This window comes from Brevibacterium sp. Marseille-P9724, assembly GCF_902500275.1.
GTDB lineage: Bacteria > Actinomycetota > Actinomycetes > Actinomycetales > Brevibacteriaceae > Brevibacterium.
On record NZ_LR722990.1, the window covers coordinates 517,114 to 531,364 of the forward strand.

Genomic DNA, 14,251 nt, shown 5'->3' on the forward strand with positions numbered 1-14,251 from the left:
CGCGAAGGGTCTGGCGTCACACCGTGTATCTGGGCGTCTACAAGCTTGAGGCGACGTACGAGGCGTTGGGTCGTGTGTTCGGCGAGGATCCTGGTGCCTACGATAAACGGCCTGAGGGTGAGAGCGCCTGTGCCGGTCTCCTGATCGATCACGACGGTCGTCTCGTCACCGATTCGGCGGTGCTGTCCTCGGCGCTCTGGGCTGCCGGTCGTACACGAGACCCCGGACCGAGCAACCCGCGCTGGATGGACGGGTTCACCGAGACCGCGGGAAAATTCGTCGACTCGATTGACGCATTTGAAGGCGCCCGCCGTGATGCCGATGGTGGAGAGCAGCCCCCGCCTTACGACTCGGACTCGCTGAACAAGTTGCTGAAGCTCTCCCATATCGCTGCCGGAGTCGACAGCTTCGATGACCTCGCGGACGATCGAGTGGTCATCGAGAGTGTGGCGGTGTCGGCACGACGAGCCGAAGACAATACGGACACCGACTTCTTGAACAGCTTCTACCTCGATGACCTTGCGGTCATACGCGATCATGTCGCACGCGGAGTTCTCGGCGCCGGCCTCGCCACATATCTCACCGGCGACCAGACACTGCCTGTGTCCGACCGGATCGATGTCGTCACACACCCGGACGCGGTCGACGCAGGAACCAGGATCGAGCACCTCCCCAAGGGCCGATGGCCGGCTAACCCGGAGCACTCACTGGCCCTGAGCCAGCAATTCGCCGTCAACCGAGCGCTGAACGACCTCGGGCACAGCACTGGTCTCATGGGCGTCAACGGTCCGCCAGGCACCGGCAAGACGACCATGCTACGCGACATCCTCGCAGGAAACGTCGTCGAGCGAGCCCGACAACTCGCGGGTCTGTCTCGGCCACCGCATGCCTTCACTGAAATCACCCATCGATGGTCCGATGGCGAAGGTCACGACCGGATCGTTCGCCAGCTCAAACCCGAGCTGACAGGCTTCGAGATGGTCGTCGCCTCGGCGAACAACGCGGCTGTCGAGAACGTCACCACCGAGATCCCCGACGAGAACGCAATCGAGGCGCCGTGGCGTGGCCACATCGACTACTTCGGTGATATCGCGACCAAGATCCTCCAAGACGTTGCCGCCAGCAACGCGGCACCGCCAACAGCCTGGGGTCTCGTCGCCGCCCGACTCGGCAGAAAGAGAAACCGTTCGGCCTTCCACTCAGCATTCTGGTTCGATGAAAAAGACCCCAAGACCAAGAAGCCTGTCGAGAACGGCGTCCCGAGGATACAGACACGGTTGAGGCAGTGGCGAGACGGCGAGGTCCCCCACACGCCTTGGGAACAAGCACGCGAGGCGTTCCACGCTGCCGAACAGCGCGTCGACGCACTCATCCGGCAACGCGCTCAGGCCCAAGACCGGCTCCGGCGAGTCCCGGAACTGGCCGAACGTGAACGCGACCTGGAAGCAGCGATCGAACAGGAACTCCGAGGTCTGAACCGGGCCCAACACGACCTGTCCCAGCATCAGCCGATTCAGCAGCAGGCAGACGCAGACCGCACGCAAGCGGCCGCCAGCCACGACCGGCACCTCGCTACTCAACCCGGCGTTTTGGAGGCGATCTTCTCCTTTGGACGAGCCGTCCGAGCATGGCGCACCCGCCTTGCCGACCTCGCGCGAACACTGGACAACGCCGAGCAGCACTACCAAAACGTATCCAACCGTGGGCAACGGCTCCACGACGCCGTGCGGCATGCCCAAGCACGGCTGTCGTCAGCTCAACACGACCTGAACGGCCTCCGAGATCAACGGGCCAGACTTCAGGATCAGTGTGCGCAGGACGAAGAACGGTTCGGTGCGGCATATCCCGGCCTGGCATGGCAGGGCGACCAGCGAGAGCTACACGCACCCTGGCTCGACAAGGAACTCGACACCGCGCGCTCGGACCTGTTCATCGCGGCACTACAACTACACCAAGACTTCCTCGCTAACACCGCACGCGACATGCTCAACGGGCTACGCGCTGCCGGTGAGGTCGTCGCCGGGAACTACCCACGCGACCTCGAACCCGAGAAGATCCGTGCCGCCTGGCAACTGTTCTTCCTCGTCGTTCCGTTAATCTCCACGACCTTCGCCTCCGCCAGCCGGATGTTCAGCGGCATTGGCTCTGAGGCGATCGGCTGGCTCCTCATCGACGAAGCCGGGCAAGCCTCACCCCAGTACGCCGCCGGCGCAATCTGGCGCGCGCAACGCATCGTCGCAGTGGGCGACCCGCTCCAGCTCGAACCCGTCGTCACACTCCCCGAAAAGGCACAACGCAACATCGCCAGCAACTACGACCTCAGCACAACCTGGATCCCGCCACGCGCCTCCGTCCAGACCCTGGCCGACCGCGTCACGCCGTTCGGGACCCAGCTCGATCAGGGCGAGGAAAAAGTCTGGGTCAGCGCGCCACTCTTGGTGCACCGACGCTGCGACAACCCGATGTTCACTCTGTGCAACCAGATCGCCTACAACAACCTTATGGTCAACGGCGTCCACCGTAATCTCGACAACCCCAACGAGCGCTTCGACAGCCCAACCGGACCACTCATCGCCCCCAGCTTCTGGGCCGACGAGCCGGCCAACAGCCCAGGCAGCCATCTCCAACCAAGCCAGATCGAGCGATTCGAGAAGGCCCTCGACTACTTGAACGACCACGGCGTCCCGCCGTCGGAGGTCATCGCCATCTCTCCGTTTCGAGCCGTCGCAGATCGCCTCCGCAGCCTCATCCCGAAGTATCAGGGCCTCCAAGCCGGAACCATTCACACAGCGCAAGGACGCGAGGCCGACGTCGTGATCCTCGTTCTCGGCGGTGACCCCAACAAACCGGGAGCACCCGTCAACTGGGCACGCACCCCGAACCTTGTCAACGTTGCCGCCAGCCGCGCCAAACGCCGCCTTTACGTCATTGGCGATCGCTCCTTTTGGGCGCGCCACAACTACTTCCGAGACCTGTCCAACGCACTCGTTCAATAGCCCGTAGAGACGACGTGGGCGTCGATGCTTGTTTCGCCGAAGATCCGTACGGCTATTGCCAATCAGTCCGATCCGCAGACCTCAAACCCACCTTTGGTCACGGTCTGCACATATGAGGCGGCGCCAGCGATGAGCCGTAGTTGCTCGTCACTCGTTGATCCTATGTTCAGGCCCGGGAGGTGTTCGAGGAGTGGCAACGCGGCGTTGTCTCGCCATCGCGCGCCGCGCATCGCTTGGCCACCTCACCCGACGAGACCACCGCCAGCGCCCTCGCCCACACCACCATCGACGCCACGACCGGAAGCCACCGCAACAGCAGAACAGCCCCGCCAAGTGGCGAGGCTGTTTGTTTCTGGTGGACCTAGCGGGAGGCTTGTCGAAACTTGCCCCGCCGTTAGTTCAGATGATGCGAGTGCACCAGTCGATCCGGGCTCGATGGCAGGGACCACAGCGCCGGAGTCGCCAACCGCGGTGGTCACCGCGGGCATCCGAAGGCCTTCTTCAACGAGCGGAAGCAGCCTACGCTGCCGACGGGTCCCTAAAAGCCATGGCCCGACAGGTTGGGCCTTGGACACGAGCGACTCGCTCGCCTCCTGCGAGAACGCGGTGTCATCCTCCGCAACCACTCACCATCGACCAGCGAGATTCGGCTGATGCGTGCCATGTATGAGCAAGGAGCTTCACTGGAGCGCGTGGACGACAGGTTCGGTTACACGGCGGGGACAATCCGCACACACTTGATCATCGCCGGTATCGTGATGCGCGACACGCACGGTCGTGGAACAGTCCTAAAGCCACAGCAGGACCATCGCTGAAGTGCAGCGCCGAGACACCCGTCCGACCCGTGACGCAGCCTTATGGCCCAGGCGAAGGGTGCAGCTCTCTCGCCGCCCGGTAACAAATGTCGTGGTGGTTGTAGGGGCCTACCTTGGGCGGCCGGCATCGGCCGCCGCCTTCAGACTGCCTCCGCGTCTCTGGGCCCTGGTCTTGTCCACTGGTGATGACAGTTCTTGCCATCGCCGTGACGCGAACGCCAGCGCTGGGCTTTGCTCATCGTGAGCCTTCGAATGGGGGCCGGTACTGGAAGGAATAGATAGTGCAGGCGAACAACGTTAGCGCGGTGAGTGCCGTTGCTGTGGGGCGACAGATCGCGAGCGGCGACTGGGTTTTGCGGGAGTGTTCGGTGACGTTCTCTCCAGGGTCGTTGACGGCGATCGTGGGTGCCAGCGGCGCAGGCAAGACGTCACTGATGTATTGCTTGAGCGGGTTGGATGCTCCTACCGCGGGTCAGGTGCTGGTTGAGGGGCATGACATCTATGCGATGTCTCGGCAGGCGCGGGCGACGTTCCTGCGGTCGCGGGTCGGGTTCGTGTTCCAGCAGTACAACCTGGTGAGCTATCTCAGCGTCGAGGAGAACGTGGCCCTACCGCTGTCTCTGGCCGGCCGGCGGGTTGACCGTCAGGTCCTCACTCGGCTGCTGGAACGCTTCGGCTTGGCGGCTAAGGCAGGGACGGCCGCTGGGGCGCTGTCGGGCGGGGAACAACAACGGGTGGCGCTGTGCCGTGTGCTGCTGCTCCGACCCGCTGTCGTATTCGCTGACGAGCCGACGGGCGCGTTGGACAGCGCCAATTCACGCTTGGTTCTGGAGGTTCTGCGGGAGCTCGCGGATGCTGGGATCACGGTGGTGATGGTGACGCATGACGTGGATGCCGCTGTCCGTGCTGATCGTGTGGTGTTCATGCGCGACGGGTCGATCACGAGGGTGGGCTCCGGGCTTGACGCCGGTCAGGTGCTGGCCGGGATGCGTCAACCGGTGCGCCGATCGGAGGTGCGGTGATGCTGCGTCATGTGGTGCTGATCCTCCGCAGCGACTGGTTCGGGTGGGCGCCAAGTATGGGTGTGGTCGCCGCGGTGACGGTCTTGGTGACGGCGTGCACGAATCAGTTCCTCTGGACCAGTTCCACCGAGTTCTTGGACGCGGCTCGGCGGTCAGGTCTCGACGGCGAAGAGTTCGCGATGGTCTCGATGACGATCTACACGGTGATCGCGTTGCTCGCGGTGTGCTCGCTGACCGTGGTGGGCTCCGCGACGGTGGAGCGCACCCGCAGCACGTTCGCCCAGTGGCGGCTGATGGGCGCCTCGCCCCGACAGGTCTGCGCCTGCCTGTGGGCGCTGGTAGGTCTGGCGAGTGTTCTCGGGGCTGTTCCGGGGGTGGTGCTCGGATCGGTGCTGAGCTCTCTCGTGGTGCCGTGGTTCAATGAGATTGCCGGTGCGAGTTTTCCGGGCGGCACCGGTGATTTCGTTCCACCGCCCTTCAGGCCGAGCACTGTGGCGGGCGGCTCAGCGCTTGTCGTCTCGGTGGTGACTTGTCTGCTGGGGGCTGCCTGGCCTTCGCATCGTGCGGCGCTGGTGGAGCCCGTTGAAGCGCTGCGTGGGCCCGCGGCTGTTCGGAGCCGGCGTGCGTGGGGGCGATGGCTCGTTGGAGGCCTGCTGCTGGCCTGTGCTGTGGCGATGGCGGCCGCGACCCCCCGGACGTTGGATCCTGCGCAGGTCGGGCGGTCGACCACGGCAATGGTGAATGCGGCGACGTGGGTCGGCGGGTTGAGCGCCGCTGCAGTGTACGTGACGGGACCCGCTCTGGTGCATGTCGCGCTCAGCGTCGCGCACCGGGTGCTGCGTCTCTTTCGTGTCCCCGTGGGACAGGTGGCGGCGCGCTCGGCCCAGACGCAGGCGGCGATGAACGCAAACACGATCGCACCGTTGACGGCAGCGATCGGACTGGGCGGCGTCATCTTCACCGCAACCGGCTCCTACCTAGCCGTGATGACGCGGGCGGGATTCCCGCTGGAGGATCCGAATCTGACCGACGTCTCTCTTCTCTTGGGGCTGTTCTGCGTGATGGCGATCGCGACGAGCGTTGCGGTCATCGCGCTCAGCGGCCGCGACCAGGTGCGCGAGCACACTACGCTGCGAGCGTCGGGGATGAGCCCCGTACAGGTCTCACGCTTGGTCGCGTGGCAGTCGTTCTGTCTAGCTCTGTGCGCAGCCGGGATGGGGCTGCTTCCGGTGGCTCTGGTCGCGTGGCTGGTGGTCACCTGCTCACTGGCGCTGGTGGGATCCGTGGTGCTGAGCGTCCCGTGGCTGGGATTGACCGCGGGCTTCCTGGGGTGCTGGTTCGTGCTGTGGGCCGTCCAGTTCAGCCAGGCGATGCCGTGGCTGCGCCGGGAAGCAGCGGCGGGTCTGCGTCACGTCTGAAACACTGGCAAGAGCAACCATCAGCAGTCGAGGTCTGGGAGGAGCGGCGGTGCAGGCTGTTCGGGGCTGGTTCGATCAGCCCCGCCGCGAGCGTCGGGAAGCCAGCACGGCGTGGCTGGTGATCGTGCTCGCCTGCGTCGCGTTCCAAGCGTTGATGGTCGCGCGCCTCCTGTTCGCCGGGAGCGCGCGTGATGGCATCGCCTTGGCCCTCGTCCAGTCGACGCCGGGAGCCGTGGGCATCACGATCGCCGTGGTCCTCACAGGGATGATCTTGCTGTGGAGCCCCCGGTGGCCGGTGTTGGCGCTCGCGGTCATCGGAGCCGCGTACCTGGCGGCGTCCACGATCGGCATGCACGACTACGTCGCCTTCCCGCTGCTGTTCGCGCTGTTACGCGTCGTCGCCGACACCGGGCTGACATCCGTGGCGGGCTCGGTCACATCAACCTGCGCCGGCATGCTCGCCAGTTCATGGATGGCGACCTCGACGACGGTCGCTGACGAGTACGTCGGCCAGCTCAGCGTGGCGGCACTCAGCATCCTGGCCGGGGTCGGGGTCCGCAGCGTGCGCGGCTGGCAAACAGCCACCCAGCAATCCCACCATGATGCCGAGCGCGCCCGTGCCATCGCCGCCGAACGGGATCAGGCCATAGCGCGCACGCGCATCGTGGCCGAGCTGCACGACAGCGTCGGGCACAACCTCACCGCCATCATCGCCCTCTCCCAAGGCCTCGCCGGCACCACAGAGAATCCAGAACTCGACGAATCACTGGAAGACATCGAGGCCATGGCACGAGAAGGACTATCCGAGACCAGGCACGCCGTCTCTCTGCTCGGACACCTTGAGAACCCGGCAGCACCCGCTCCAGACCACCACCGCCCCCATAGCTGGGACGACGTCCATGATCTGGTCAACCGCGTCCGCACCCTCAACATCCCCGTGACGGTGACCGAGACCGGACGACGCACCGACGACACCGGCATCGCCGGCCTCGGTTTCAGCATCGTCCGCGAAGCCCTCACCAACGCGGTGCGCCACACTGAGCCCCTCAAACGAGTATCCATCTCCATCGACCACCACCTGACCGGAGGCGCGCGGATCACCATTCGCAGCCAGGGACATCCGCGCCACACCTACGACCACGGACCGGGCAGTGGGCTGCAGCGCCTGTCCCATCGAGTCACCAGCCAAGGCGGCACATTCGCCGCTGGCCCCGGAGAGCCCGATGAATGGATCGTCAAAGCCCAACTGCCGATCGCGCCGAACGAGGAAAACCACGATGCCTGACCGGCTGCGCATCATGCTGGTCGACGACCAGCCCATGGCACGTCGAGGATTCGCGCTCATGCTTCGACGAAGCTCGAACCTCACCGTGACCGTTGAAGCCAGCAACGGGCAGGAAGCCATCAATCTGCTGACCGCCAGCCGGAGCGAAGCGGCTCCGCTTCCCGATGTGATCCTGATGGATGTGCGCATGCCGGTGCTCGACGGCATCGAAACCACTCGTCAGATCACCCGCGCATTCCCGTCGGTGAAGGTTCTCGTGCTGACCACCTACGACGAAGATGACTACGCCTTCGGAGCACTTACCGCCGGCGCCTCTGGGTACCTCCTCAAAGACGTCCGCACCCCCGATCTCATCGCAGCCGTCGAAGCCGTCGCCCGCGGCGACGCAATCCTCACCCCACGCATCACCCGTCAAGTCATCGACCGCGGCATCCCACGCACACTCCCCCACCACCAGCAGACCGAGATGCGAGCACTGCTCGACCTGCTCACGCCCCGCGAACGCGACATAGCTGGCCTCATCGCCGACGGCGAATCCAATGCCGAAATCTCGGAACGCCTCGCCATCGAACCCGCATCCGTACGCCGCAACGTCAGCCGCATCCTCACCAAGCTCAATCTGCGCGACCGCGTCCAGATCGCCGTGCACTGGCACAAAGCAGGGCTATGACACTCGGATTCTCGCCCGCACACCCACCCTTGGAGAGAAACAACAGGGATGTGCCTGTCATCCCGTGAACTTCGTCGCCAGATGGAGAGCTCCCTCGGCGGTTGAGCTTCGGCTTCCTTGCCCAACTCACGAAAGCGACAGGCACGCGCCTCAGACGGCATGCGTTGATTCATCTTGACCGCAGCGGAGACCGGGGAGGTGCAGAGAAGCGCGGGAGCGGTGCGGTTAGCGGCGTCGCTTTTGCTGGTCACGGAAGTCGCGCCAGTCGTGGATGGGGCCGGTGATCGTGTCGAGCTGCTGTGAAGCGCCCCAGGTTCTCTGCCGCTCCTATACGGGTTGGGGCTCTCGGGTGAGCGCTTCGTAATGGTCGGCGTCACTGAGCAGCCGCTGGCTGATCCGAGGCCTGGTCCAGGCCCGGTAGGTTCGTGCGGCGACCTGGCAGCCCTGCTCGCGCAGGACCCGGCAGATCGACTCGACCGCATACCCCTCGACTCGTTGCTGGTCGATGAAGGCCATGATCAACGGTTGCGGGATCGAGTTCCCCCACGAAGAAACTCGTGGCCGCCTTGAGTATGGCCACGTCTTCTCGAAGGCGCTTGTTCTCTGCCTTCAGCTTCTTGATCTCCTCGAGCTCCACGCTGGTGACCCCGTCGCGGCGGCCGGCGTCGACCTCAGCCTGGTTGACCCAGCGACGCAACGACTCCTTGCCCACGCCCTCCTGACGGGCGACGGTTTCCAACGCCTTCGACAGGGTCGAGTACTCACACCTGTGCTCCTGCACCAACCGCACCGCCCGGGCACTGACCTTCTTATCGATCACTTTCGGCATGACTGCATCCTCTCGAACTCAAAAGGATGCGGCATCAAACCTGGGGCACTTCACTTCAGCCAGCGTCCTCGCCCACACCAGCATCGATGCCCCGGCCCACGTCACCGCAGAAACAAAACTTGCCCCGCCATCAGGCGGAGCAAGTTTCGAGTTTCTCTACTTACGTGGGCCTACGTAGAGAGTTTGACAACTTTGGCTCGGCCGCACGAACCGTGTGTTCTCGCTGGTCGCGAGGGGTTTACCGGGCATCGAAGCGGCCATCGGGACCCTGCGTTGTGGACTCCCGGGGCCAGTCCGTCCACTCACTTGAGATGACTCAAACTTTTCTGACCGACGCCGAAGTCGACGAACTGGTTGCTGCCTACGAGGCCGGCGCGACCCTGCGCGGACTGGCCAAGCAGTTTCACATCCACCGCCTTACGGCGGCAGCGCATCTCGCACGCCGCGGCGTCCCCGTTCGCCGCGCGGGTCTGGACTCTGTGCAGGCCAAGGAAGCCGCCCGACTGTACCAAAATGGTTGGACGCTCGTGCAGCTAGGCCGTCGGTTCGAGGTGGACGCGCAGACCGTGCGTCGAACCATCGCACGTCAGGGAGTGGCGATCCGGCCGGGTGGACGACCACGCCGGCGTGACAAGAAGTGCAGCTCAGCAGCGTGAGTTGGTGGGGACCCGTCCCCGGTTCGTCGGGCGCACGGTCTGGGCCATCATCTGGTCGCGCATGATCGCTCGCACGAGGTGGAACAGGCTGACGGGACCGTTGAGAACGAACTTGAAAGCGTTCCAGATGCCCCACAGCACGACCAGGTGGAGCCACTCGGGTGCCCGACGGTCGATCACGATCGTGCACACGTTGGCGATGGCAAGGTACGGGACGCTGACGAGCATCGCCGGGACGCCCCACTTCAGCCCTCGCCGGGTTCTTGTAGCTGCGAGCAGGCGGTTGCTCGGCATGTAGTGCTGGAAGAAGTCATGGGCCTGGATGCTGAGCATCCAGATGGATCGGAACATGATCGAGCTCTCTCGTCACACGTGGTACTCCGTCGAGGAGGCAGTACGTAGGTGAGCGCCCGAAGGCCGTCCCGAAGGACCCGCAAGAGAGGAGAACCTGCCTCGCTACCTACTGTAGATCGAAAGCGCCGTCGACAGAACTGCATATGAAGGGCGAGCCACGGCTTCCTGGGATGCGTCGGACTGCGGTGGGCACGGAGCCGCGGCAGGATCAAAGTCACCATGAGCAGACGCTCTTGTCACCAGAACCGGACGCGCAAGGGGACACGTCGATACGCTCCGACAGGACAACGTCATGCTTCGATATCATTTTGCTCAGTGGCCGCGCAGGAGATGTCCGATCGCGGACACGCCAGATGAGGAGAGCACGTGCACGACGAAGCGGTACGGTCGAGGTAGCCCATGCCATCGGATCTACCCGACCACAAGGCGATGTTCGTCCGTTTTCTGCTGGACAGCGGCGACGAGGCGGCTGCACGCACTCGGTTCCAACGCCTGATCACGGACCTAGTGATGGTTCGGCTGCCTGCCGCTTCTGAGGTCACATACCCAGGCGGCGGGGACTGGGGTATCGATACCTATGTCGGCAGCCTCGACGACGAGATCATTGTCTGGCAGTCAAAGTTCTTCACGGTCTGGGGAAGAACGCAGCAAAATGAGATTCGTCGCTCCTTCAAACAAGTTATAAATAAGGCCACCCAGCAGAAATTCAAGGTAACGGCTTGGACTCTGTGCGTTCCGAGTGTTTTGCCGCCAGACCAGCAGAAGTGGTTTGACGGTTGGAGCGGACGCCAAGAGCGAGAAACGGGCGTCCGAATCAATCTTTGGAACGGATCGCAAATACGATCTGCATTGCAGCAAGCTGATGCGAGCCATGTAAGATCCCACTACTTCCCAGACCAACTGTCAATTGAAAGAGACTTACCCGTAGCGGCTCTCGCGAACCCGACGGCCCTATCGGACACACTATTTGTCCTCCAGTTGGAATCTGCGGGTTATACCGAAACTGACGCGGCGAAAGGCTTCTTCTTTGCGGCCGAGGCCATGGCTCGGGATGTGGCAGGGCGGGGCATCCCCGCCGAGATTTGTGCACTCACCGAGGCTGAACTGGAAGCTCACGGGGTTTGGGAGCAGACCTACAACGCCAAGTCAGCTGTCGCGTCGGATGACGGCCGGATGGAAGGTCTGATCAGTGAAGTCAGCAAGGGCGTTGCACAACTCGCCAACACGCAAGATCTCAGGCTGCGCCCAGCCCACCGTCGAGGGCTAGTCCACCGTCTCGTTGAAGGCGCTCGCGCGGGGTGGGTAACGCACTGGCGCGATATCGCCGCAGGATACAAGGGCACGCCAGCGGGCATGGCCCTGGAGCAGAGCGGGGAATTGTCAAGTCCGGGGGGACTTGAGGATGGCACCGGAGAGGAGGCCGAAGGTGTTTGACCCAGAGATGGAGCTGGGTACAGACCGGACAGCATGGGAGGGGCCAGAAGAGAGTCCCGTCTTCCGAGTTGCCCAACTTGCCTTGTTACTGGCGACAGCCGAAGAATCAGACATCGCGATAACGAACCTTGACAGGCTGGCGTACTTCGACTTCTTTGCCGCCAACCCATTCATAATGCTCGACGGTGAGTCTGCCAAGAAGGATACAAACGACCGTCTCACTCTGCGCCTCGCCGGATTTACGGATGGCCAAGTCACTTATGGCTCAATCGGCCATCGCTTCACAACAAGGCGCGAGCGAATTCGACATGACCTTGCTCTACTCGTTGGCCGAGGCCTCGCGCAAGTCCTGGCGGATCGCTATGCAGTCACGCCAGCGGGAGCAGAGTTCGCAAACGAACTAAGAACAGTCCATGCGGATGCATATCGCTCTGCAGCCCGGATCGTCTTCAAACGGTTCAATGGTCTCTCAGAAGCACGGTTGCGAACGAAAGCAGAGAAGCTGCTTGGAAAACATTGGCTCCTAATCGACTTTCTTGCTGACGTCACAAGTGCAGACACAACCCCCGGAGGAGTTGCGACCACATGAGTGCAGATACAACATCTGGAATTCGGATTCGCCGCCTCCGACTCTTCACTCCACCGGGAGTCGACCGCACCTACGAAGTCGATTTCACTGTAGATGATAAGTGGCGGCCTTTATCGATTATTGCCGGTGCAAGCCAGACTGGGAAGACGAGCACAATCGAGTACATCCTCTATTGCTTGGGCGGCTCTACCTTCCCGGAGCACGAAGAGATGGTGCAGCGCGTGGCCGCTGTCGCCCTTGAGGTCGAGATCGATGGCGCCATCCACACAATCGAACGCACAACAACCGGCACCGCCTCGAAGTTCGCATCCGTTTGGACAGCCCCCATTGACAGGCGATCCTCGGCTACGGAAACCCGTTTGACGATCGACCCTCCATCGAATCCAGATTCACTCTCTCAGTTTCTACTCGCGCCTTTGGAATGAGTGGCATCAAACTGCCGCTCAGCCCTTCGCGGGCCGACTCCGAGACCCAGGCATTGAGCATCCGAGACGTAGCTCGAATCTTTTATTACCAGAACTCCCGGCTGGATAGCCAGAATCTTCTTGAGGAACGCGGCAACCCAGTGGTCGCGCAGAAGCTGCAGCAGACAATCGACTTGACCTTCGGTGTCGCAGACGCCTCGCTCGCGCAGCTAGCAGAACGTATTCGGGCGGCAGAAGACGCAAAACGTCAAGCGGAACGGTCTGCCGAAACGCTGAAGACGATCGTGGATAGCGAGTATCCACTCGGCCCGGCCGGTGTCGAGATTCTGGAGAGCGACGCGCTGGGGCTTGCAGGAAAGATCCGAACGCAGATCGCAAACCTCGATTCCAACGAACTCAGCCATCAACGAGCGACTGAGAAACTCCGCCGTTCATTGACCAAGGCGGAAGCTGAGGCCAAGGTGTGGGAGGTGCGTGTTCGCGGTCGAGAGAGTTTGATCGCCCGGCTCCGATCTCTCGCTCTGCAGTACGCCGATGACAAGAAGAAGCTCACGTTCTTGAAAGAGGCTGAACAACTCTTCGACCCACTTCACGTTACTCACTGTCCGGCGTGCTTCGCTGAGATTGCGGTGCATCCGCACATCACCACTGCAGGCAGATGCAGCCTCTGCGGCCACGAGACTGAGACTGGAGGCAACGACCGACAGGACCGAGGAGATGGAAGGCAACTCGTCGAGCGCGAGCTGGCCGCGACTTCGAGGCGACTCGACCAGCTGAACGCATACCTAGATAGTCTGACTCGCGAGCTCGCCAAGCTTCAAGACTCGCGCGAACACGCCTCTGCTCTCGCAGAGTCAGTTGCGGCCGAACTCGACCGCGTCGCACATGTTCCCGCACCTTTCCTGGCGTTGCGCGATCAGTTGACCAAACAGCTTGCGGAGGCTGAAAAGGACGCCGCGCATCAAGCGCAAGGCATCCGACTCTGGGAGCGAGTGAGGCAAGCAGAGAATGAAGCTGCCCTCCGTGCAGGCCAACTTGCTCAACTGCGCAAGGAGCGTCAAGAGCAGGCGAAGCGTCCAGACCGAGACAGCATTGTTCGCGCAATATCGGATCGGTTCGTCAAGATTCTGGGCGAGTTTGGCTATCCGAAGCTGAGCAACGCCTGGCTGGATACCAAACTCACGCCAACAGTGCGGGGCGTGAACTACACGAAAGCAAGCAGCGGAGGCTTGACCCTGATCAGTCTCGCATGGGCGCTTGCCTTGTGGGAGACCGCCTACGAACGCGACGCACTAGCGCCGGGGATCCTCATCATCGACAGTCCTCAGAAGAACCTCGGCCACGCCGCGCGTCCCGGCGATGACGAATTCGCTGATGCCAAGCTTGTAAACAACGTCTACGAGCACGTCGAACGATGGCTCGCGGCAGCAGGTGCGGGCGCACAGATCATCTTCGTAGACAACAGCCCTCCTCTCAGCGTTGAAGATCACGTAGTCGTACGCTTCTCCGGTAGCGCGTCACAACCTCCGTTTGGTCTCATTGACGATGCCACCGCTTAGAGCAACCAGCTCCATTTGAGCGGCATCCGCCTTCTAGCGAACAAGACCTGATCCATGTGGGTGTTGAGTTGTAGCCAAACTGGGATGGCGGCCGCTGGGTCCCCTTGATGGATGAAACATCCAGTTCAAGGGATGCGACCCACACTCCGCTAACTGGGGGCAGTCCCGGGGATCCCCCGGTCATGAGTGCTACGAACCA

General features: G+C 62.8%; 11 protein-coding genes and 1 pseudogene. 10 read left to right on the plus strand and 2 right to left on the minus strand.

All coding sequences use genetic code 11. The features are described from left to right. Nucleotides 1–23 precede the first annotated feature (23 nt). The 5 genes from GC119_RS02510 to GC119_RS02530 all read left to right on the plus strand — a co-directional run bounded on the left by GC119_RS02510 (nucleotide 24) and on the right by GC119_RS02530 (nucleotide 8,206). Nucleotides 24–2,996 carry a DEAD/DEAH box helicase gene (locus GC119_RS02510; protein WP_319643748.1) on the plus strand — a complete coding sequence of 991 codons (2,973 nt, stop codon included), beginning with the start codon at nucleotides 24–26 and terminating at the stop codon, nucleotides 2,994–2,996. A gap of 1,096 nt (nucleotides 2,997–4,092) precedes the next feature. Then, on the plus strand, nucleotides 4,093–4,833 hold the full coding sequence (locus GC119_RS02515; protein WP_226829189.1) for an ABC transporter ATP-binding protein: 741 nt from the start codon (nucleotides 4,093–4,095) through the stop codon (nucleotides 4,831–4,833). Next, nucleotides 4,833–6,251 (plus strand): ABC transporter permease, encoded by a 1,419-nt coding sequence (locus tag GC119_RS02520; RefSeq protein WP_151952339.1) that lies wholly within the window; start codon nucleotides 4,833–4,835, stop codon nucleotides 6,249–6,251. The genes GC119_RS02515 and GC119_RS02520 overlap by 1 nt, the downstream gene beginning before the upstream one ends. Before the next feature lie 49 nt (nucleotides 6,252–6,300). After that, nucleotides 6,301–7,536, plus strand: a complete 1,236-nt coding sequence (locus GC119_RS02525; RefSeq protein WP_151952340.1) for a sensor histidine kinase — start codon at nucleotides 6,301–6,303, stop codon at nucleotides 7,534–7,536. Then, nucleotides 7,529–8,206 carry a response regulator gene (locus GC119_RS02530; protein ID WP_151952341.1) on the plus strand — a complete coding sequence of 226 codons (678 nt, stop codon included), beginning with the start codon at nucleotides 7,529–7,531 and terminating at the stop codon, nucleotides 8,204–8,206. The genes GC119_RS02525 and GC119_RS02530 overlap by 8 nt, the downstream gene beginning before the upstream one ends. A gap of 369 nt (nucleotides 8,207–8,575) precedes the next feature. Here GC119_RS02530 and GC119_RS02535 read toward each other — a convergent pair. Continuing rightward, nucleotides 8,576–9,035: pseudogene (locus tag GC119_RS02535) on the minus strand (transposase); the annotation flags it as partial. 311 nt (nucleotides 9,036–9,346) lie between these two features. Here GC119_RS02535 and GC119_RS02540 point away from each other — a divergent pair. Next, nucleotides 9,347–9,691 carry a hypothetical protein gene (locus GC119_RS02540; protein WP_151952384.1) on the plus strand — a complete coding sequence of 115 codons (345 nt, stop codon included), beginning with the start codon at nucleotides 9,347–9,349 and terminating at the stop codon, nucleotides 9,689–9,691. On the opposite strand, the gene GC119_RS10905 is transcribed toward GC119_RS02540, so the two are convergent. After that, nucleotides 9,680–10,042: a sulfate permease gene (locus tag GC119_RS10905; RefSeq protein ID WP_193215593.1), complete on the minus strand. Its 363-nt coding sequence runs from the start codon at nucleotides 10,040–10,042 to the stop codon at nucleotides 9,680–9,682. The two genes, GC119_RS02540 and GC119_RS10905, sit on opposite strands and share 12 nt — an antisense overlap. A 402-nt stretch (nucleotides 10,043–10,444) precedes the next feature. On the opposite strand from GC119_RS10905, the gene GC119_RS02550 reads away from it, so the two are divergent. From GC119_RS02550 to GC119_RS02565, 4 genes are read left to right on the plus strand one after another with little or no spacing between them, the layout of a single operon-like run. Continuing rightward, on the plus strand, nucleotides 10,445–11,479 hold the full coding sequence (locus GC119_RS02550) for a hypothetical protein (RefSeq protein WP_151952344.1): 1,035 nt from the start codon (nucleotides 10,445–10,447) through the stop codon (nucleotides 11,477–11,479). Further along, entirely contained in the window at nucleotides 11,472–12,068 is a 597-nt protein-coding gene (locus GC119_RS02555; protein WP_151952345.1) for an ABC-three component system middle component 2, read from the plus strand. Before GC119_RS02550 ends, GC119_RS02555 begins: the two co-directional genes overlap by 8 nt. Further along, nucleotides 12,065–12,493: a hypothetical protein gene (locus GC119_RS02560; protein ID WP_151952346.1), complete on the plus strand. Its 429-nt coding sequence runs from the start codon at nucleotides 12,065–12,067 to the stop codon at nucleotides 12,491–12,493. The genes GC119_RS02555 and GC119_RS02560 overlap by 4 nt, the downstream gene beginning before the upstream one ends. Further along, nucleotides 12,490–14,052: a hypothetical protein gene (locus tag GC119_RS02565; RefSeq protein ID WP_151952347.1), complete on the plus strand. Its 1,563-nt coding sequence runs from the start codon at nucleotides 12,490–12,492 to the stop codon at nucleotides 14,050–14,052. Before GC119_RS02560 ends, GC119_RS02565 begins: the two co-directional genes overlap by 4 nt. The last annotated feature ends 199 nt before the right edge of the window (nucleotides 14,053–14,251 follow it).

Excerpts from the sequence above, each read along its gene's own strand:
- GC119_RS02540 (WP_151952384.1), top strand. The coding sequence starts at position 9,347 with ATGACTCAAACTTTTCTGACCGACGCCGAAGTCGACGAACTGGTTGCT.
- GC119_RS02530 (WP_151952341.1), top strand. The coding sequence starts at position 7,529 with ATGCCTGACCGGCTGCGCATCATGCTGGTCGACGACCAGCCCATGGCA.
- GC119_RS02560 (WP_151952346.1), top strand. The coding sequence starts at position 12,065 with ATGAGTGCAGATACAACATCTGGAATTCGGATTCGCCGCCTCCGACTC.
- GC119_RS02550 (WP_151952344.1), top strand. The coding sequence starts at position 10,445 with ATGCCATCGGATCTACCCGACCACAAGGCGATGTTCGTCCGTTTTCTG.
- GC119_RS02520 (WP_151952339.1), top strand. The coding sequence starts at position 4,833 with ATGCTGCGTCATGTGGTGCTGATCCTCCGCAGCGACTGGTTCGGGTGG.
- GC119_RS10905 (WP_193215593.1), bottom strand. The coding sequence starts at position 10,042 with ATGTTCCGATCCATCTGGATGCTCAGCATCCAGGCCCATGACTTCTTC.
- GC119_RS02565 (WP_151952347.1), top strand. The coding sequence starts at position 12,490 with ATGAGTGGCATCAAACTGCCGCTCAGCCCTTCGCGGGCCGACTCCGAG.